The organism is Klebsiella sp. MPUS7, from assembly GCF_009905335.1.
Lineage (GTDB): Bacteria > Pseudomonadota > Gammaproteobacteria > Enterobacterales > Enterobacteriaceae > Klebsiella > Klebsiella grimontii.
On sequence record NZ_CP047604.1, the window covers coordinates 160,054 to 180,004 of the forward strand.

Consider the following 19,951-nt stretch of genomic DNA (forward strand, 5'->3'; position numbering starts at 1 on the left):
GAAAGCTAGCATTTAGCCCGGATAAGGCGCCGCGCGCCGCCATCCGGGAAGAGCGCAGGCTAGCTGCGCAGTACCGCGCCGGGATATCCCAGCTGGCGCCAGGCTTCATACACCACCACCGACACCGCGTTCGACAGGTTCATGCTGCGGCTGTCCGGCATCATTGGAATACGAATTTTTTGCTCTGGCGGCAGGGCATCGAGAATGCAGGCTGGCAGGCCGCGGGTTTCCGGGCCAAACAGCAGAAAATCGCCATCCTGATAGCTCACCGCGCTATGCGCCGGGGTACCTTTGGTGGTCAGGGCGAACAGACGCTGCGGCTTTGCGCTTTCAATAAAAGCGGCGTAATCACGATGGCGCTGGACGGCGGCGAACTCATGGTAATCCAGCCCGGCGCGGCGAAGACGCTTGTCGTCCCAGGCAAAACCCATGGGTTCGATAATATGCAGATTGAAGCCGGTGTTAGCGCACAGGCGGATGATATTCCCGGTATTTGGCGGGATTTCTGGTTCGAATAAGACGATGTTCAGCATACTGCCCCCTTAATTGCGGGGGGCAGAATAGCAGATATTTGGTCAACCCTCACCCCGCCTGCCGGACGGTTCCCTCTCCTTGGGGAAGAGGGGTCACTGCCGGGTTTCCTGCTGCGATCGTATCAAAGGTCCGTAGCGCATCGGCGTTCTGGACTAAAGATTCACGGCTGATTTCGCCGATGGTTTTCGCGCCGGTCAGCGTCATCGCCACCTTCATCTCTTTCTCGATCAGGTTCAGCAGATTGGCGACCCCCTGCTTGCCGTGGGTGGCGAGCGCATACAGATAAGCGCGGCCCAGCAGCACGCTGTCGGCGCCGAGGGCGATCATGCGTACGACATCGAGACCGTTGCGGATGCCGCTATCGGCGAGGATGGTAATGTCGCCTTTAACCGCATCGGCAATCGCGGGCAGGGCGCGGGCGGAAGAGAGCACGCCATCAAGCTGGCGGCCGCCGTGGTTGGAAACCACGATCCCGTCAGCGCCGAAGCGCACCGCGTCGCGGGCGTCTTCCGGATCGAGGATCCCCTTGATCACCATCGGGCCATCCCAGAAATCGCGGATCCACTCAAGGTCTTTCCAGGAAATCGATGGATCGAAGTTATTCGCCAGCCAGCCGATGTAATCTTCCAGGCCGGTCGGTTTGCCGAGGTAGGCGGAGATATTGCCCAAATCGTGCGGCCGACCGTTTAATCCGACGTCCCATGCCCACTGCGGATGGGTCACCGCCTGCCAGTAGCGGCGCATTGCCGCATTCGGGCCGCTCATCCCGGAGTGAGCGTCGCGATAGCGCGCGCCGGGGGTCGGCATATCGACGGTAAAGACCAGCGTTGAACAGCCCGCCGCCTTCGCCCGCTCCAGCGCATTGCGCATAAAACCGCGGTCGCGCAGGACGTACAGCTGGAACCACATCGGGCGCTTAATGGTCGGGGCGACCTCTTCAATCGGGCAGACGGAAACGGTAGAGAGGGTGAATGGAATGCCTTTCTCATCCGCCGCGCCTGCCGCCTGCACTTCACCGCGGCGCGCGTACATTCCGCACAGCCCAACCGGCGCCAGCGCCGTCGGCATCGCCAGCTTCTCGTTGAATAAGGTGGTTTCCAGGCTCAGGTCTGACATATTGCGCAGAATACGCTGGCGGAGCGCGACGTCGGAGAGGTCTTCAACGTTGCGACGCAGGGTGTGCTCGGCGTAAGCGCCGCCGTCGATATAGTGGAACAGGAACGGTGGCAGGATACGCTGTGCGGCGGCGCGGTAGTCGCTGGCGGCGGAAATAATCATCACAAGTTCTCCCTGGTATTTTCGTTATGGTCACCGGGCAGGCGGGTAATTCGCGCCTGGCGGGCCTGGTCTTCATCAAAACGTTTGATCGTGGCGTGAACGAAGGCCAAATGGGCCATCATCGCCTGTCTGGCACCTTCCGGGTCACCGGCGATAATCGCCTCCATGACCGCCTGGTGCTGTTCGGTCAGGCGAGCGAATACCGGCGGGACGAGATACATCCGCTGGCGGCTCTCCTTGACTGAGGACTGTAAGAGGTCGAAAAAACCGCGCATGGTTTGCAGCAGCACTACGTTGTGCGAGGCTTCGGCAATCGCCAGGTGGAAGCGGACGTCGGCCTGCGAAGCCAGGTCAGGGTCTTCGCTTTGAGTGGCTTCAAAGCAGAGGCGGATTTTCTCTTTTTCGGCATCGGTTGCCCGCATCGCCGCATGCCAGGCGGTACTGGCTTCAATGGCGTGACGGGCTTCAAGGATATCAAAACTGTAATCGGGGTCGTCGGAGAGCAGCGTCTTCAGCGGCTGGACGATGTTTTGCTCCGACCACGCTTCATGCTGCCAGCGCACGAAGGTGCCGCCGCCGCGACGGCTGAGCAGCACGCCTTCGTTGACTAACATCGCCAGCGCTTCGCGCAGCGAATTGCGCGATACGCCCAGCTGCGCCGCCAGCTGACGTTCGGCGGGCAATCGCATGCCCGCCTCCAGCTTTTGTTCTTCAATCAGCGCCCGCACGCGACGGGCTACATCGTCGGCAAGGCGTTTTGGCATCACTATCACGGGATCATCCAGGTTAAGACGTAGGCCTGCAGGGTAGTGATCACGCCGACCATGCAGGTGAAAATCAGACTATGTTTCACGGTAAAGCGGAACAGGTCCGACTCTTTCCCCACCAGACCGACCGCCGCACAGGCGATGGCGATAGACTGCGGGGAGATCATTTTCCCGGTCACGCCGCCGGTGGTGTTGGCGGCGACCAGCAGGATATCGGAGACGCCAATCTGCTGGGCCGCCGTCGCCTGCAGCGCGGCAAACAGCGCGTTCGACGAGGTATCCGAACCGGTCAGGAATACCCCCAGCCAGCCGAGGAACGGCGAGAAGAAGGTAAACGCGTGCCCGGTATGCGCCAGCGCAAGGGCCAGCGTTGAGGAGAGACCGGAATAGTTAGAAATAAAGGCGAACGCCAGCACCATGCCGATGGAGTAAATCGGCAGCGCCAGTTCTTTCAGCGTGCTGCCGAAGGTTGAGATCGCGTCCTTCGGCTTCATGCGCAGCCAGACGATGGAAAGCAGCGCGGCGAACAGGATGGCGGTGCCGGTGGCGGAGAGCCAGTCAAACTTATAGACCGCGGCGTAAGGCGTCGCTTCGTTGACCACCGGCGGCATGCGGGCCACCATTTTGTCGAGGAACGGCACGGAAATATTAATCACAAAATCGTACATCGCACCGCCCGGGGCGAACAGCGCTTTGAACGGCGGCACGCTCCACAGGGTCACGGTTGCGGTCAGAAACAGGAACGGCGACCAGGCGCGAATCACCTGTCCCGGCGTGTAGCGGGTGCGCGCCAGGTTCATATCGACCTGCGATGCGCCCATATCGCCGAAGCGGAAGATGCGAACCGGCTGCCAGCGTTTGAGGAACAGCGTCAGGCAGACCAGCGATACCAGTGAAGAGATAATGTCCGGCAGCTCCGGGCCGAGGAAGTTTGAGCTGAGATACTGAGCAATCGCAAAGGAGCCGCCGGCGACCATGACCGCGGGCCAGGTCTCTTTAATGCCGCGCCAGCCGTCCATAATTGCCATGATCCAGAACAGCACGATGATGGTCAGGAACGGCAGCTGGCGGCCAACCATCTGGCCGATTTCGAAGCTGTCGAGGCCCGTCACCTGTCCGGCGACCAGAATGGGAATGCCCATCGCGCCAAACGCGACCGGCGCGGTGTTGACGATCAGGCACAGACCCGCCGCATACAGCGGGTTAAAGCCGAGACCCACCAGCAGCGCCGCGGTAATGGCGACCGGCGCGCCAAAACCCGCAGCCCCTTCGAGGAACGCGCCGAAGGAGAAACCGACGATCAGCATTTGCAGACGCTGGTCCGGGGTAATCGACAAAATCGATGAGCGGATAATGTCGAACTGCCCGGTTTTCACCGAGATTTTATAGACGAAGACCGCGGCGATAATAATCCACGCGATTGGCCACAGGCCGTAGAAGAAGCCGTAGACGACGGAGGCCAGCGCGTGGTCGACCGGCATTTTGTAGAACAGCAGGGCGACGGAGAGCGCAATGACCACGGTCCAGGTCGCGGCGACGTACCCTTTCAGCTTGAGCTTAATCAGGGCAAAGAAGAAAAACAGAATCGGTAGCGATGCGATAAGACTCGATAGCCAGATATTGCCGGCCGGATCGTAATTTTGTTGCCAGAGGTTCATGCAGGTCTCCATCGGGCCGTCATGATGGCGTGCTGAGTCTTACGCTCTTAGCAGGTCACATCATTTGTAAAATTGGCCCAGCCAAATTGCGATTGTAGGATTAACGACAACGAATGGTTAATCAAATGTTATTGATGAGCAATATGTCTGTGACGAAAAATGATGGATATGTGAACCATTGGGCGATTTAAGAAATAATTGGTAGGGCCAATTAGCGGGAATATGGCGTTTGAAACAGAGCCTGTCCCGGAGGCGATGCTGGCGCATCTGTCCGGGCTACCGGCCCGCAGGCGGCGGTGAACCCGTAGCCCGGGCAAGGCGCGTCAAGCGCCGCCCCCGGGGACGACAGGATTAGAAAGCGGTTTTGGCGAAGCCGGTCATCTCTTTGAGGCCCATTTCGCGGCCCAGCGCGGTCATCGGGTGAACAACAACCAGACCGCGCACGCTTTTCTTGAGCTTGCCCATATCGGCCTGCTCTTTTTTGGTGATGGCGCGGCGATGCGGCATGTCCATCAGCTTTTGCGCTTCTTTGCTCAGCTTCTGGCCCTGAACCTCACGCAGGCGGATGATTTCTGCCTCAATGGTGGTTTTCTCTTTTTCCAGTTCGGCGTATTTTTCTGCGGCTTCAACCAGGGAGAGATCGGCCTGCTGGTGGCGGATGGCGTCAAGGCGATCGCTCAGACGTTTAATTTCGTTTTTTTCGACTTCTTTCATGATGGCTTAATCTATTAAGAAAGGGGCATTATCAGACTATAGTATGTGCTGTCGCTTGGGTTGTGGGTAGTTATTTATCAAAATGTCGCCGTTTTTTGGTCATAACAGCCGTAGCGGCATATTATAACTTGTTGAACATAAAAATCATTTTAAGCCAGAGTTGGCGAATATTCATTTCTGTGAAGCCTGTCGGTCATTAAGCACGTTTTCCTCATCTGAAACCCTATTTTTGGCTAATCCTTAATAAGATCATTCCCGAGCAGAGGAGAGCGTGATGGCGAAAATCGGCGACGGCGTACCGCGTATTATTGACAAGGCCGTAGATTTTATGGCTTCAAGTCAGGCTTTTATGGAATATCTGAAAAAATCTCCGCGTTTGCAGCATATACCGCCGGATATTCCGGCTGATAAGGAAGCGCTATTTCTGCGGCGTCTTGAGTATTATCGTCAGCTTTATCGGCCGACGTGCGACCAGCAAGAGCCAGAATCAGAGCGTTGATTTTTGAAAGGCTTTTTTTAAGCTGATTTTAGAAATCAGCTCGGTCAGAGATAGCATCATCGTTGAACGTACGACCTGCTGGTAGCGCAGCTTTTGCATTGCCAGCAGGTCCGCATCGCTCTCATCAAATAGCGGCGTTGGCGGCAGAGCGGCCACGCAGTGCAGTTCGCCAAACGGCCCAAGGATCTCATCGTCGGTAAAGCTGTACTCATTACCGTCGTGGTTCAGCTCTTCGCGCAGGGCCATCAGTAGTTCAGCGTCTTCATATTCGGCGCGGCTAATCACCCCAAGGCCGTAAATCAGCTTCAGGCGTACAGAAAGGTCGCCAAGCGGCCCGTCGCCGTCCAGCAACGGCTCCACTGCGTATTTCACCGCGTAGTCGTCTTTACGGAATACCTGAAGCACCAGAATATTGACCGCTTCCGTCAGCAGTTCAACGGTGGCGATCAGGAAGCTTCTTACGGTTTTGCCAGCATTCAGACGTTCAAGCACACGGTTTTCAAATGCCTGTGTTTCTTCCATTATTGCCTGCATATCTGACATGAGTAATGGGCGCGGTTCGGACCGCGCCAGGTCTTGCCTCATTTGGTGGCGCTGTAGTCGTTAACGGCCTCCGCCACCACTTCGCTTGCCGCGTCCAGACCCGAAATCTGCGCCAGCGCCGCCTGCGGGCCTTTCTCGGCAATCAGCGCCGCCAGTTCCTGCGCCTGCGGGTCCTCTTCGCTGCGGAAATGCATCGCCGCGGCGATCCCTTTCACCAGATTCCGGTGCGGCAGGCCATATTCCAGCGTACCGAGCAGCGGCTTAATTAAGCGATCCCCCGCGCTCAGTTTGCGCAGCGGCTGGCGGCCAACGCGCTCAACGTCATCTTTCAGATACGGGTTCTCGAAACGACCAATAATTTTCTGGATGTATGCAGCGTGCTTTTGCGCATCAAAGGCATAACGTTTGATCAGCACCGCGCCGCTCTCTTCCATCGCCCCTTTGACCACGGCGCGAATATTCTCATCAAGAATCGCGTCGCGAATCGTCTGGTGACCCGCCAGTTTTCCGAGGTAGGCGGTTATAGCATGTCCGGTGTTTAAGGTGAATAGCTTACGTTCGACAAATGCCATCAGGTTATCGGTTAATTCCATACCCGGGATGTCCGGCAGCTCGCCTTTGAACTGGGTCTTGTCGACAATCCACTCGCTGAAGGTTTCCACGGTGACTTCCAGCGGATCGTGAGTGGCGGAAGCGGACGGCGGAACGATGCGGTCAACGGCGGAATCAACGAAGCCGACGTTGGTTTCAACCCAGGCTTTATCCTCTTCGGCCAGGGCGTTAAAAACGTGGCCCTTAAGCTGGCTGGTGCCGCGAATCATATTCTCGCAGGCGATGATATTCAGCGGGGCCGTAACGCCCTGCGCCTTGCGTTTAGCCAGGCCTTTGGCAATCGCCGGGGCGATGCGCTCCAGCACGACCGGGCCGACGGCGGTGGTCACCAGATCCACGCTGGCAATCAGCTCTACAACTTCGTCGCCGATGCTGCTGACGGCGTCAACGCCGGAAACGGTATCGACCTGCTCGTTCTCGCCGACCACGTGAACCTGATAGCTATGACGGGCATTCAGGGCATCAAGCACGACCTGATTTACATCCGCAAACGTCAGCTGTATCCCCGCGTCCGCCAGCAGTTTGCCGATAAAGCCACGACCGATATTACCTGCGCCAAAATGTAATGCTTTCATAGAATTAACCTTCAATTAATGTTTTTACCTGAGAGGGCTGGGGTGAGGCTTTTCCCTCACCCAAACCCTCTCCCCATGACTCAGGAGAGAGGGGGGGGCGTTTCCCGGCGTACCGCCGGGAGACAAATTACCCTTTCAGCAGCGTCAGAACTTCATCAACGCTGGTGGTTTTCGTCAGACGCTCAATCACCGACTCATCGTCCAGCGCGTTAGTCAGGCTGGTAATGACCTGAATATGCTCGTTATTACGAGCCGCGATACCGATAACCAGGCGAGCCACCTCGTCCTCTTCTTCGCCGAAGCGCACGCCTTCCGGATACTGGCAGAAGACGATGCCGGTTTTCAGGACGCGATCTTTGGCTTCAATAGTGCCGTGCGGTACCGCGATGGACTCACCCAGATAGGTGGAGGTCAGCTTTTCACGGTCCAGCATCGCCTGGACGTATTCCGGCTCAACGTAGCCGCCTTTCACCAGCTGCTCGCCGGCAAACAGAATCGCTTCTTCTTTGGTCGCCGCTTTACGGCCGAGGAAGATGTTCTCCGCGCCGAGTTTGAACAGGTTGGTGTCAGCCGCGTCGAAGCTGTCTTTCAGGCTATCGCGGACTTTCTCTTCGTTGTCAGTATGGCGCTGCGCCGCCACCAGACGTTCGGTCAAGCTGGTGTACAGGCCGCTGTCGAGGAAGTTGGTTAGCGAAATATGCTGTGCCTGCGGCACCTGACGCATCGCGCGCTCGGTCAGATCGCGATGGGTGATGACCAGGTCCACATCCGGCGGCAGGTTGTTAATTGCACAGTTAGTCACGGAGATGTTGCTCAGCCCGGCATCCTGCACTTTTTTACGCAGCACGCCTGCGCCCATGGCGCTGGAGCCCATACCGGCGTCGCAGGCGACGATGATTTTACGCACGTGGCTCAGGTCGTTCGCGCCATCGCCAGCGGCCAGCGGAGTCGCGCCGCCTTTGGATTCGGCTTTCATATCGTGCATGCGGCGGGTCGCGGCTTCGATATCATCTTCTTCTTTCACTTTGCTGGTTTTCAGCAGAACCGCTGCGACCACGAAGGAAACGGCCATCGCGGCGACAATCGCGGCGATGTTAGCGAAGTAGGCGCCCTTCGGCGTCATTGCCAGCACGGCCAGGATGGAGCCCGGAGAAGCCGGAGAGACCAGACCACCGTTGAGGATGGTCAGCGTGAACACGCCGGTCATCCCGCCGAGGATAACGGCCAGAATCAGGCGCGGGTTCATCAGCACGTACGGGAAGTAAATCTCGTGGATACCGCCGAGGAAGTGGATGATTGCCGCACCGCCCGCGGACTGTTTGGCGCTGCCGCGGCCGAAGAACATATACGCCAGCAGGACGCCCATCCCCGGACCCGGGTTAGCTTCGATCAGGAAGAAGATGGATTTGCCCAGCTCGTGGGATTGCTGAATACCCAGCGGCGAGAAAATACCGTGGTTAATGGCGTTGTTGAGGAACAGGATTTTCGCCGGTTCAACAAAGATAGACGCCAGCGGCAGCATCTCGTGTGCCACCATGAAGTTAACGCCTGCGGCCAAAATTTTCGACAGGATTTCAACCGCCGGGCCAATGCCGAGGAACGCCAGAATGGCGAGGATCATACCGATGATGCCTGCGGAGAAGTTATTCACCAGCATCTCAAAACCGGATTTAATCTTACCGTCTACCCAGACGTCGAATTTTTTAATTGCCCAGCCGCCCAGCGGGCCGGCGATCATGGAGCCGAGGAACATCGGCATATCCGCGCCGACGATAACGCCCATGGTGGTAATCGCGCCGACTACGCCGCCGCGCTCGCCGCCAACCAGCTTACCGCCGGTATAACCGATCAGCAGCGGCAGCAGATAGGTGATCATCGGACCAACCAGCTTCGCCAGCGTTTCGTTCGGTAACCATCCTGTCGGAATGAATAGAGCGGTGATAATACCCCACGCGATAAACGCGCCGATATTTGGCATCACCATATTGCTGAGGAAACGACCAAAGCTTTGCACTTTGATCTTGATATCGGATGACATAAAACACCCCTTCTTCTGTTTTTGCTATCGGCAGGCTGAAAGCCCGAGGCTTGTTGTTAATAAGGCGGCAGAGGTAGCCGGGCCCTGAGTGATAGTGCGAAATCTGGCACTGAATCGTTAAGCTGTCCAGTCGATGGATTTTTATGTGATACAGATCACATGAATATAGGGCGATGATGGTCTTTTGTGGTGATCTTCATCACAAAATAGGTGTGTAAAAAAACAACAGACCGGGTTTTTAGGGGGTGTTATGCATTTTTATGTGATGAAAATCACAAATTTACTTTGGCATTTTGTTATTTGTTTGTGATGTATATCACAAAATATTTTCACCCGGATTTAACCTGGTGTGATCTCGCGCAGGTTATGCCGCGTTCCGCTTGCCGATGCGTCATTCAGCAACGCGATCTGCTCAAGAACATTTTAGTCGTCAATGGCGAAAATGAAACGGGTGAATTATGCTCAGTTTGTCGGCCATTTTTTTATCCGGCCCGACACACATCTTAAAAATAATTAGCGTAAATCCGAGGAAATTATGTTTCTCAATTATTTTGCGCTCGGCGTTCTGATCTTTGTATTTCTGGTGATTTTTTATGGAATCATCATTCTCCATGATATTCCTTACCTGATCGCGAAGAAACGTAATCACCCGCATGCCGATGCGATTCACGTCGCAGGCTGGGTGAGTCTTTTTACGCTGCACGTCATCTGGCCGTTTTTATGGATCTGGGCCACGCTTTATCGGCCTGAACGCGGCTGGGGCATGCAGCACGGGCGGGATGGGGCGCCGTCTGAGGCGGCGGAAGAGGAGGGCGAAATCAGCGAACTGCGCCAGCGGGTTATCGCGCTCGAGCAGCAAATAACCGGTCTTCGACTGTCAGCTCAACCTCCTTCGGTGGAGAAATAACTCATGGATCTACTGATTATTTTGACCTATGTGGCGATTGCCTGGTCGATATTTAAAATATTTAAGATCCCGGTAAATAAATGGACGGTTCCCACCGCGGCGCTGGGTGGCGTATTTATTGTTAGCGCGCTTATCTTATTAATGAACTACAACCACCCATATACCTTTACCGCGCAAAAAGCGGTTATTTCTATTCCTATTACGCCGCAGGTCACCGGGGTGGTCAGCAGCGTCACGGATAAAGCCAATCAACGGGTTAAAAAGGGAGAGGTGCTGTTTACCATCGATCCGGCGCGTTATCAGGCCCGGGTGGACAGGCTACAGGCCGACCTTGTTACCGCGCTGCACAGTATTAATACCCTTAAAGCCCAGCTTTCTGAGGCTCAGGCCAATACCACCCGCGTTTCGGCGGAGCGCGATCGCCTGTATAAGGATTATCAGCGCTACCTGAAAGGAAGCCAGGCGCGGGTCAATCCGTTTTCGGAAAGCGATATCGATAATGCCCGGCAAAATTATCTGGCCCAGGATGCGATGGTGAAAGGGTCGGTCGCGGAGCAGGCGCAGATCCAGAGCCAGCTCGATAGCATGATAAACGGTGAGCAGTCGCAGGTGGTTAGCCTGCGCGCACAGCTGGCGGAGGCGAAATATAACCTCGATCAGACGACCGTGCGCGCGCCCAGCGACGGCTATATCACCCAAGTGTTAATTCGTCCCGGAACCTATGCCGCCTCGCTGCCGCTGCGCCCGGTGATGGTCTTTATCCCCCAGCAAAAACGGCTGATTGTGGCGCAGTTCCGGCAAAATTCGCTGCTCAGGCTGGAGAAGGGCGACGATGCCGAAGCGGTGTTCAACGCGCTGCCGGGCCAGGTCTTTCGCGGCAAGCTGGTGAGCATCCTGCCCGTCGTGCCGGGGGGAACGTACCAGGCGCAGGGCACGCTGCAGGCGTTGACGGTGACGCCGGGCACCGACGGCGTGCTGGCGACCATTGAGCTGGAGCCCGACGCCGCCGTAGATGCCCTGCCTGACGGTATTTACGCCCAGGTGGCAGTCTACTCCGATCATTTCACCCATGTTTCAGTGATGCGCAAGGTGCTGCTGCGGATGACCAGCTGGATGCACTATCTCTATCTGGACCATTAGCGGGGTCGGTCTGGCATGAGGTGATTTCTCTCTCTGCTATTTGCCTGCGACTGCGCCATACTGACTACTTTGTTGGCGAAAGGAGCAGGCAATGAAACTGATCGGCAGCTACACCAGTCCCTTTGTGCGCAAAATTTCCATCATACTGCTGGAAAAAGCGATTCCCTTCGAGTTCGTCAACGAATTCCCTTACCACGAGACCAACGGCGTGGCGCAGTACAATCCGCTGGGAAAAGTACCCGCGCTGGTCACCGATGACGGTGAATGCTGGTACGACTCGCCCATTATTGCGCAATATCTGGAGCAGCTCGGCATCGCGCCGGATATGCTGCCTGCGGCGCCGAAGGCTGCGCTGAAATTGCGTCAAATTGAAGCGCTGGCTGATGGCGTGATGGAAGCTGCGCAAATGCTGGTACGGGAGAAAACGCGCCCTGCGGCCCAGCAGTCGGAAAGCGAACTGCTGCGCCAGCGTGAAAAAATCGCGCGCGGTCTTGATGCGCTGGAAGGGTATGCGAATGACGGCACGTTACGTCCTGAGGAGGTCAATCTGGCGACCATTTCGACCGCCTGCGCCATCGCTTATCTCAACTTCCGCCGCGTCGCGCCGGGCTGGTGCGCCACCCGACCGAAGCTGGTTCGGCTGGTGGATTCCCTCTTTCAGCGCGCCAGCTTTGCGCGCACCGAACCGCCGGTGAGTTGACCCAGACGGGTAACAGTTTTTGCGCGGAGGTATTACAATTGCCGCTCATTTGTTGACTCCCTCTCCCGGCGGGAGGGGGGAAAATAGGTTCATTCATGACTAGCGAAATTCGTGCGCTTTATACCCGGCTTCCGGCCATCGACCGTTTACTCCGCGACCCCGCATTTTCACCGCTGCTGATGCAATATGGTCACTCCCAGACGGTGGCGCTGCTGCGTCAGATGCTGGACGAGGCGCGGGAATATATCCGTCTGAACCAGGCGCTGCCGGGCTGGTGCGAAGCGTGGCTGATGGAGACCTCGCGTCGTTTGAGCCAAACGCAACAGAGCGCGCTGCGCCCGGTGTTCAACCTGACCGGCACCGTGCTGCACACCAATCTTGGCCGGGCGATTCAGGCGGAAGCGGCGGTGACGGCGGTTGCCCAGGCGATGCGCGCGCCGGTGACGCTGGAATACGATCTTGATGATGCCGGACGCGGCCACCGCGACCGCGCGCTGGCCGATCTGCTTTGCCGGATCACCGGCGCGGAGGATGCGTGTATCGTCAACAACAATGCTGCAGCAGTGCTGCTGATGCTGGCGGCAACCGCCAGCGGCAGCGAGGTGGTGGTGTCGCGCGGCGAGCTGGTGGAGATCGGCGGCGCGTTCCGTATTCCTGACGTGATGCGCCAGGCGGGCTGCGTCCTGCATGAAGTCGGAACCACGAACCGCACCCATGCGAAAGATTATCGTCAGGCCGTTAATGACAATACCGGCCTGCTGATGAAGGTGCACACCAGCAACTACAGCATCGAGGGCTTTACTAAAGCAGTCGATGAGGCGGCGCTGGCGGAGATTGGCCGCGAACTGAATATCCCGGTGGTCGCCGATCTTGGTAGCGGCTCGCTGGTGGATTTAAGCCAGTACGGCCTGCCGAAAGAGCCGATGCCGCAGGAGATGATTGCCGCCGGCGTCAGCCTGGTGAGCTTCTCCGGCGATAAGCTGCTGGGCGGCCCGCAGGCGGGAATTATTGTCGGAAAGAAAGCGCTGATCGCCCGTTTGCAGAGCCATCCGCTCAAGCGCGCCCTGCGGGCGGATAAAATGACCCTCGCGGCGCTGGAGGCCACGCTGCGCCTCTATCTGCACCCGGAAAAGCTGGCCGCTGAACTGCCGACCCTGCGGCTGCTGACCCGCCAGGCGGAGGCGATCCGCCAGCAGGGCGAGCGCATTCAGGCCGCGCTGGCTGCGCATTATGCTGATTTTGACCTGCAGGTTGAGCCATGTCTGTCGCAGATCGGCAGCGGTTCGCTGCCGGTAGACCGCTTGCCCAGCGCGGCGTTGACCTTTACTCCGCGCGATGGCCGCGGCAGCCGGCTGGAAGCCCTGGCGGCGCGCTGGCGTCTGTTGCCCGTGCCGGTTATTGGCAGGATCTACGATGGCCGCCTGTGGCTGGACCTGCGCTGTCTTGAGGATGAACCCCGGTTTATGGAGATGTTATTGAGATGATTATTGCCACCGCCGGACACGTTGACCACGGCAAAACCACGCTGCTACAGGCGATTACCGGCATCAACGCCGATCGCCTGCCGGAAGAGAAAGCGCGCGGGATGACTATCGACCTGGGCTACGCCTACTGGCCGCAGCCCGACGGGCGGGTGCTGGGTTTTATCGACGTCCCCGGCCACGAAAAATTTTTGTCCAATATGCTGGCCGGCGTCGGCGGTATCGATCACGCGCTGCTGGTGGTGGCCTGCGATGATGGGGTGATGGCGCAGACGCGCGAGCACCTGGCGATCCTCCAGCTCACGGGGAAGCCGACGTTAACCGTGGCGCTGACCAAAGCGGACCGCGTAGAAACGGCGCGGGTTGAGGAAGTGAAGGCGGAGGTCGAGGCGGCGCTGGCGGAGTTCGGCTTTACCGGCGCGACCCTGTTTACCGTCGCGGCGACGGAAGGCCTGGGTATCGCCGGGCTGCGCGATCATCTCCTGCAGCTTTCCGCGCGCGCTCACCCACAGCATCAGCGTTTTCGCCTGGCGATCGACCGGGCGTTTACCGTCAAAGGCGCGGGGCTGGTGGTCACCGGGACGGCGCTTTCCGGCGAAGTTAACGTTGGCGATACGCTGTGGCTGACCGGCGTCGATAAACCGATGCGCGTGCGCGGGCTGCACGCGCAGAATCAGCCGGTGGCGAAAGCGTGGGCCGGTCAGCGCATCGCGCTGAATATTGTCGGCGATGCGCAAAAGGAGGATCTTAACCGCGGCGACTGGCTGCTGGCGGTACCACCGCCGGAAGCCTCTGAACGGGTCATTGTCGAACTCCAGTGCCATACGCCGCTTAGCCAGTGGCAGCCGCTGCATATCCACCACGCCGCCAGCCATATTACCGGTCGCGTGTCGCTGCTCGAAGGCGCGCTGGCGGAGCTGGTTCTCGATACGCCGCTGCGGCTGGCGGATAACGACCGTCTGGTGCTGCGCGATATTTCCGCGCGCCTGACGCTGGCCGGCGCGCGAGTGGTGACCCTCAATCCGCCGCGCCGGGGCAAGCGTAAGCCGGAGTATCTACAGTGGCTGCGCGCGCTGGCCGCCGCGCAGGGCGATGACGTCCAGGCGCTGGATATTCATCTGCAGCGCGACGCGGTGCGCCTCGATGATTTCGCCTGGGCGCGTCAGCTCAGCGACGAGGGGCTGAAGGCGCTGATTAACCGTCCTGATTACCTGCAGGCGGGCAATAGTCTGCTGAGCGCCCCGCTTGCCGCGCGCTGGCAGCGGAAACTGCTCGACGCCCTGGCGCGTTACCACGATCAACATCGCGATGAGCCCGGGCCGGGCCGCGAGCGGCTGCGGCGTATTGCGCTGCCGATGGAAGATGAGGCGCTGGTGCTGCTGTTGATTGAGCAGATGCGCGAAAGCGGCACTGTTCACAGCCACCACGGATGGCTGCATCTGCCGGAGCATAAAGCGGGCTTTACCGACGAGCAGCAGGCCATCTGGCAGCGGGTGGTCGGGCTGTTTGCCGATGAGCCATGGTGGGTGCGCGATCTGGCGCGGGAAGCCAACGTGGAAGAGTCGTTAATGCGAGCGGTATTACGCCAGGCGGCGCAGCAGGGGATGATTACCGCGATCGTCAAAGATCGCTACTATCGCAACGATCGGATTGTGGCGTTTGCCAAAATGATCCGCGAGCTGGATCTGGAGAGGGGATCAACCTGCGCGGCGGATTTCCGCGATACGCTGAACGTCGGGCGCAAGCTGGCGATTCAGATCCTCGAGTATTTCGACCGTATCGGCTTTACCCGCCGTCGCGGTAATGACCATATCCTACGCGATAAAGCGCTGTTTCTTTAGCATAAGCAGGTTGTCCCGGGTCGCGGCGTGAACGCCTGACCCGGGCTACGATAACGCACAAACCTTGTTGTCCCGGTAAGCGCAGCGCCACCGGGGAATCCTCACACTTACGCTTCCGCTTCGTTCACCCAGATACGCATCTCGCCTTCGCCGCGGTTGGCCCAGCTAAACCACGGGATGAAGGTCAGCAGGTGCGGCTGACGGCTGGACGGCGCGCGATCGTAACGCCACAGCGCCTGCTGCTCGGCATCTTCCGCCGTTTGCTTATAGCCCGGCGCCTGGAGAAGTATCTTGCGGGCAAAAATCCCTTTGCCTTCTACAGTGCTAAATCGGGCGTCGCGCGGCAGCTGCAGGTTATGCAATTGCTCGCCGTTATCCGCCTGCTCCAGGCAGTAAACCAGCGGGCCGCGCTGGACGGCGACCTGGCCTGCCTGGTGGCGCACCAGCGGGTTACCATAAATGCGGCGCACCGGCATCGGCAGGGTTAACAGCAGCGTGTCGCCCTCCTGCCAGAGATGGCTGATGTACAGATACCCTTTGCGTACGTCCTGCGTAACCGGCGCGCCGTTGAGCGTCACCTGCGGCTTATCGCACCAGTCCGGCAGGCGCAGGGCCAGGGTATGATGCACAGGCGACGATGAATCGATGACTATCTGCACCTGTTCCTGCCACGGATAGTTGCCGCTGATGCGCAGGCGCAGCGCCTCATTGCCCACCGGGATCTCCGCGCTATTGCCGATATACAGGTTGATGTACAGGGCATCGTCGTGCGGCGTGTAGATATAGTGTCCCAGCGAGGTCAGCACGCGGGCAATATTCGGCGGGCAGCACGCGCAGCCGAACCAGCGCTGGCGGACGGGCTTAACGTGATCGTAAATATGGTTGAATTTTAAGGATTTTGGATGTACTTCCAGCGGATTGACGTAGAAGAAGTGCTTGCCGTCGAGCGCCATGCCGCCCAGCACGGTGTTATACAGCGCGCGCTCCATCACGTCGGCATATTGGCTGTCGGCTTCCATCTCCAGCATCCGGCGGGCAAACATCATCAGGCCAATGGAAGCACAGCTTTCAGCATAGACCGTGTCGTTTGGCAGGTCATAGTCGCTGCTGAAGGCCTCCCCGCTGCTCTGCGAGCCGATGCCGCCGGTGATATACAGCTGACGCTGGGCCATATTTTTCCACAGGCGCAGGCAATCCTGGCGCTTGCCCTCATCCTGACTTAAACGGGCGAGGTGGGCAACGCCGGCCATCAGATAGACGAAACGCACCGCGTGGCCGATGGCGACCGGCTGTTCGGAAATCGGCTGATGCGCCTGGCTGTAGGGCTTATCCATCACCATCCACGCCGGACCGTAGGTGTTCCAGTAAGAGGTTTTGCCGCGCTTCTCATATTCGATATCGTAAAAATGCGGCTGCGTGCCGCGCGCCTCAACGAAGTACTTCACCAGCGCGATATAGCGTGGCTCCTGAGTGACGTCGTACAGGCGCATTAACGCCAGCTCGATTTCCGGATGGCCAGGGTAGCCGTGCAGCTGGTTCTCTCCGGGGCCAAACACGCTATCGATGTGGTCAGCGAGGCGGCAGATGACTTCCAGCAGACGACGCTTGCCGGTGGCCTGGAAGAAGGCGACGCCCGCTTCAATCATGTGGCCGGCGCAGTACAGTTCGTGGCATTCGGCGAGGTTAGTCCAGCGCTCCTCGGGCGCTTTGACCGTGAAATATGTATTCAGATAGCCATCTTCACACTGGGCGGCCGCGACCAGTTCAATTACCTCGTCGGCGGTTTTTTCCTGCTCGGCGTCCGGCTTCTGACACAGCGACCAGGCCACCGCCTCCAGCCATTTCGCCACGTCGCTGTCCTGAAAGACCATGCCGTAGAATTCGCCCTCCTGTCGCCCGGCGGCGATGCGGAAGTTCTCTATCGCATGGCTAGGATCCGCCTCTTCGATGCGGTCGTTAAGCGCATCCCACTGGTAGGGGATCACCACATCGCGCACCAGCTGCTGGTACTGGCCGAGGAACGGATCGTTGATTTTCAGTTTGTGCAGATCGACTTCCATAACGGGCATGACGGACTCCTTAAGGCTGAACGTGACGCGTGCGCAGGTCGCTGGCAATGCGCGCCATCATCGGATTGTTAAGCTTGCAGGCGCGAATAGTGAAGGCCAGCAGCAGATGGAACAGGGCGGGCAGCAGGGTCTCCATTGAGGAGATGCCCGCCAGGGATGAGGCCGTTTGGTTTTCCACGCCCGGCTGGTAAGCCACGTAGATAAACACGACGCTGATAATGCCGGCGCTGGAGGCCCATGCCAGCTTGATAAAGAACAGGTTAAAGGCGAAGTTCATACCGGAAGAGCGCACCCCGGTTTTCCATTCGCCGTAGTCGTCGGAGAAGGCCATCAGCGAAAAGTGCAGCGGCAGGGTGAAGCCGAGAATAATGCCGTTGCCGAGGATGACGATCAGCCACAGGGTCTGGTATGCCGCCCCGGTTGGTAAAAACCACATCGCGACGGCCAGCGCGGCCAGCGCCAGGTTGGTGTAATAGTAGAGTTTGACGGTATCGAAGCGGCGCGACAGCAGATTGATGATCGCGGAGCCCGCAATCGAGGCGAAGGTCACCATGGTGAAGAACAGTGAGGTGTAGCCGGTGGAGCCGCCCAGCACGTAGGTGATGAAGTACATATAGCCGCCGCCGCGGATATTAAAAACGTTAATCAGCAGGAACGACATCACCAGCATCAGCAGCAGCTGGTCATTATTGCGCAGGCCGGCGATGTGCTCGCGCAGGGTAAATTTTCCCATCACATCCAGCGAGACGCGTTCGCGAACCCAGAAAAAGCAGCACAGGAACATCGCCACCGCGATGGCACAGAGTACGGCGACGCCGTACTGATAGCCCTGCGCGGTATCGCCCTTGCCGAGCGCTTTCACCAGCCACGGCAGCCCAACGGAGACTAAGAAACCCGCCACGCCGCACAGCACAAAACGCCATGCCTGACATGAGATAACCTCGGTATGGCGCGTGGTCATGGTGTTGATCAGCGCGCAGTAGGGGACGTTAATCGCGGTGTAGCTCACCGAGAGCAGCAGATAGGTGCCGAACGCCCAGGCGATTTTTACCCCCATGCTGGCATCGGGCACGGTAAACGTCAGAACGCCGATAACGCCGATCGGCACGGCAATCCACAGCTGCCAGGGACGAAAGCGCCCCCAGCGGCTTTGGGTACGGTCGGCCAGCACGCCCATGATAGGATCGGAAACGGCGTCAAAAACGCGCAGGGCCAGAAACAGGGTTCCGACCAGCGCGGGCGTCAGGCCGAAGACATCGGTATAGAAAAAAGTCAAAAAGTTCATGATCAGGCAGGTAATCACCGTCCCGCCCGCGTCGCCAAGTCCGTAGCCTATTTTTTCCCGTAGGGATAGTTTGTCGTCCTGGACGCGCCGTGCTAAATCGCTTGTAGTAATCGGAGCCGAAGTCATAAATAACTCCCGGAGATGATGTGCGGAATAATATCCCGCTGAGGCGCGGGCTTTAATTGTGTTATTTGCAAATTACGTTATTTATTCTGCACGAAATATGGGGGGCAACAAGGGAATGAAAAAGTATAAAAAGAGGACGATTCCGACCTGATGATAAAAATGTGATTTCGATCCGGCAGCACCCTATTTTATCGTGAATAATCAATGGCAATGAGAGGTTATTTATGATGAAAAAAGCGGAATGTTGAATATCTATGCTTGAATTATCCATGTCACTTCCGATTAAGGTGCAGAACGGCGGGTTGTTTATTTCCCGCGGCGTCGGCAGCCATCCGGCTCGTCAGCTTCACTCTTGGGAAATAATCTTTGTGGAAAAAGGGACATTAACGATTCGCGAAAACAACAAAGTTTTTAGCGTGAATGCCGGGGAAAGTTTGCTGCTCTGGCCGCAGCGATTACATGTGGGGATCGGACTGTTTCCGTCAGATTTAAAATTCTACTGGCTGCATTTTGAAGTGACGTCGGGTGAGGGTGATGCGCTGCTTTCTATTCCACAACATATGCGCGTTAATGACCCGCAGTATATTATTTCACTGTTCCGTCAATTCTTACGCGAGCAGGAAAATATTCATCGTAGCGTGGCGCTGGAGCTGATCCTGCTGCTGATTTTGCAGCAAATTTCGGCGGCAGCAGGCGAACAGCCCGCCGACAGTCCCGGCAACGCGCTGGCGTGGAGAGCGCAGCAAATCATTCGTACCCGGTTTCATTTGCCCCTTTCCGCATCCACGCTGGCGCAGGAGCTGCACTGCAACGCGGATTATCTGGGGCGCGTTTATCGCCATGCTTTCCGGCTGACGTTAACCGAAGCGCTGCACCGTCAGCGGGTAAGGGCGGCGGAAAAGCTGCTTATCAGCGATTCCCTGTCGCTTACCGAGGTGGCGATGAAATGCGGGTTTAACGATGTCGGCTATTTTCGCAAGATTTTCCGCAAGCACACCAGCCTGACGCCGGCGGCGTGGAAGCGTCGTTACTGCAAGGAACATATTAATTCGGCGTAGGGTTGATGGGTTTTTCCCGCCGGCGCTGTGCTGACCGGGCGATCTGACCGCAGAGCGCCGGGGACGCGTAGCCCGGACAGATGCGCAGCATCGCCTCCTGGAAAATTCAGCAACATCCTGCACGCT

At 58.0% G+C, this 19,951-nt stretch carries 17 protein-coding genes; 7 read left to right on the plus strand and 10 right to left on the minus strand.

The features are described from left to right. Nucleotides 1-59: 59 nt before the first annotated feature. The 5 genes from trmL to GUC22_RS00805 all read right to left on the minus strand — a co-directional run bounded on the left by trmL (nucleotide 60) and on the right by GUC22_RS00805 (nucleotide 4,951). Nucleotides 60-533: a tRNA (uridine(34)/cytosine(34)/5-carboxymethylaminomethyluridine(34)-2'-O)-methyltransferase TrmL gene (gene trmL, locus GUC22_RS00785; RefSeq protein ID WP_004137752.1), complete on the minus strand. Its 474-nt coding sequence runs from the start codon at nucleotides 531-533 to the stop codon at nucleotides 60-62. A 49-nt stretch (nucleotides 534-582) separates the two neighbouring features. Beyond that, nucleotides 583-1,812: an FMN-dependent L-lactate dehydrogenase LldD gene (lldD, locus tag GUC22_RS00790; protein ID WP_024359729.1), complete on the minus strand. Its 1,230-nt coding sequence runs from the start codon at nucleotides 1,810-1,812 to the stop codon at nucleotides 583-585. Continuing rightward, nucleotides 1,812-2,585 (minus strand): transcriptional regulator LldR, encoded by a 774-nt coding sequence (gene lldR / locus GUC22_RS00795; RefSeq protein ID WP_004137755.1) that lies wholly within the window; start codon nucleotides 2,583-2,585, stop codon nucleotides 1,812-1,814. Before lldR ends, lldD begins: the two co-directional genes overlap by 1 nt. Beyond that, nucleotides 2,582-4,237, minus strand: a complete 1,656-nt coding sequence (gene lldP / locus GUC22_RS00800; protein ID WP_024359730.1) for an L-lactate permease — start codon at nucleotides 4,235-4,237, stop codon at nucleotides 2,582-2,584. The genes lldR and lldP overlap by 4 nt, the downstream gene beginning before the upstream one ends. Before the next feature lie 351 nt (nucleotides 4,238-4,588). Next, complete coding sequence (locus GUC22_RS00805; protein ID WP_004137762.1) at nucleotides 4,589-4,951, minus strand: YibL family ribosome-associated protein; 363 nt, start codon at nucleotides 4,949-4,951, stop codon at nucleotides 4,589-4,591. 274 nt (nucleotides 4,952-5,225) lie between these two features. On the opposite strand from GUC22_RS00805, the gene GUC22_RS00810 reads away from it, so the two are divergent. Continuing rightward, nucleotides 5,226-5,450 (plus strand): hypothetical protein, encoded by a 225-nt coding sequence (locus GUC22_RS00810; RefSeq protein WP_004126554.1) that lies wholly within the window; start codon nucleotides 5,226-5,228, stop codon nucleotides 5,448-5,450. Here the strand turns inward: GUC22_RS00810 and mtlR are convergent. The 3 genes from mtlR to GUC22_RS00825 form a co-directional block, all read right to left on the minus strand. Continuing rightward, nucleotides 5,439-6,035 (minus strand): mannitol operon repressor MtlR, encoded by a 597-nt coding sequence (gene mtlR, locus GUC22_RS00815; RefSeq protein WP_004137764.1) that lies wholly within the window; start codon nucleotides 6,033-6,035, stop codon nucleotides 5,439-5,441. The genes GUC22_RS00810 and mtlR overlap by 12 nt on opposite strands. Next, nucleotides 6,032-7,180 (minus strand): mannitol-1-phosphate 5-dehydrogenase, encoded by a 1,149-nt coding sequence (gene mtlD, locus GUC22_RS00820; RefSeq protein ID WP_024359731.1) that lies wholly within the window; start codon nucleotides 7,178-7,180, stop codon nucleotides 6,032-6,034. The genes mtlR and mtlD overlap by 4 nt, the downstream gene beginning before the upstream one ends. 127 nt (nucleotides 7,181-7,307) lie before the next feature. Further along, a complete protein-coding gene (locus GUC22_RS00825) occupies nucleotides 7,308-9,218 on the minus strand; it encodes a PTS mannitol transporter subunit IICBA (protein WP_024359732.1) in 1,911 nt (636 codons plus the stop codon). A gap of 535 nt (nucleotides 9,219-9,753) precedes the next feature. On the opposite strand from GUC22_RS00825, the gene GUC22_RS00830 reads away from it, so the two are divergent. From GUC22_RS00830 to selB, 5 genes are all read left to right on the plus strand, one after another. After that, nucleotides 9,754-10,125 carry a DUF3302 domain-containing protein gene (locus GUC22_RS00830; RefSeq protein ID WP_004137769.1) on the plus strand — a complete coding sequence of 124 codons (372 nt, stop codon included), beginning with the start codon at nucleotides 9,754-9,756 and terminating at the stop codon, nucleotides 10,123-10,125. A 3-nt stretch (nucleotides 10,126-10,128) separates the two neighbouring features. Continuing rightward, entirely contained in the window at nucleotides 10,129-11,265 is a 1,137-nt protein-coding gene (locus GUC22_RS00835) for an HlyD family secretion protein (protein ID WP_024359733.1), read from the plus strand. A gap of 91 nt (nucleotides 11,266-11,356) precedes the next feature. Continuing rightward, nucleotides 11,357-11,965 carry a glutathione S-transferase gene (locus GUC22_RS00840; RefSeq protein WP_024359734.1) on the plus strand — a complete coding sequence of 203 codons (609 nt, stop codon included), beginning with the start codon at nucleotides 11,357-11,359 and terminating at the stop codon, nucleotides 11,963-11,965. A 95-nt stretch (nucleotides 11,966-12,060) separates the two neighbouring features. Further along, complete coding sequence (selA, locus tag GUC22_RS00845) at nucleotides 12,061-13,449, plus strand: L-seryl-tRNA(Sec) selenium transferase (RefSeq protein WP_024359735.1); 1,389 nt, start codon at nucleotides 12,061-12,063, stop codon at nucleotides 13,447-13,449. Beyond that, on the plus strand, nucleotides 13,446-15,287 hold the full coding sequence (gene selB, locus GUC22_RS00850; RefSeq protein WP_024359736.1) for a selenocysteine-specific translation elongation factor: 1,842 nt from the start codon (nucleotides 13,446-13,448) through the stop codon (nucleotides 15,285-15,287). The genes selA and selB overlap by 4 nt, the downstream gene beginning before the upstream one ends. 107 nt (nucleotides 15,288-15,394) lie before the next feature. Here selB and GUC22_RS00855 read toward each other — a convergent pair whose 3' ends face one another. Both GUC22_RS00855 and GUC22_RS00860 read right to left on the minus strand, forming a co-directional pair. Further along, entirely contained in the window at nucleotides 15,395-17,356 is a 1,962-nt protein-coding gene (locus GUC22_RS00855; protein WP_024359737.1) for a glycoside hydrolase family 127 protein, read from the minus strand. Nucleotides 17,357-17,366: 10 nt separating this feature from the next. Then, the gene (locus GUC22_RS00860; RefSeq protein WP_024359738.1) at nucleotides 17,367-18,767 is read right to left on the minus strand and encodes an MFS transporter; all 1,401 of its coding nucleotides are present in this window, start codon (nucleotides 18,765-18,767) and stop codon (nucleotides 17,367-17,369) included. 254 nt (nucleotides 18,768-19,021) lie between these two features. Here GUC22_RS00860 and GUC22_RS00865 point away from each other — a divergent pair, with 254 nt between their 5' ends. Next, a complete protein-coding gene (locus GUC22_RS00865) occupies nucleotides 19,022-19,825 on the plus strand; it encodes an AraC family transcriptional regulator (protein WP_024359739.1) in 804 nt (267 codons plus the stop codon). Nucleotides 19,826-19,951 lie beyond the last annotated feature (126 nt).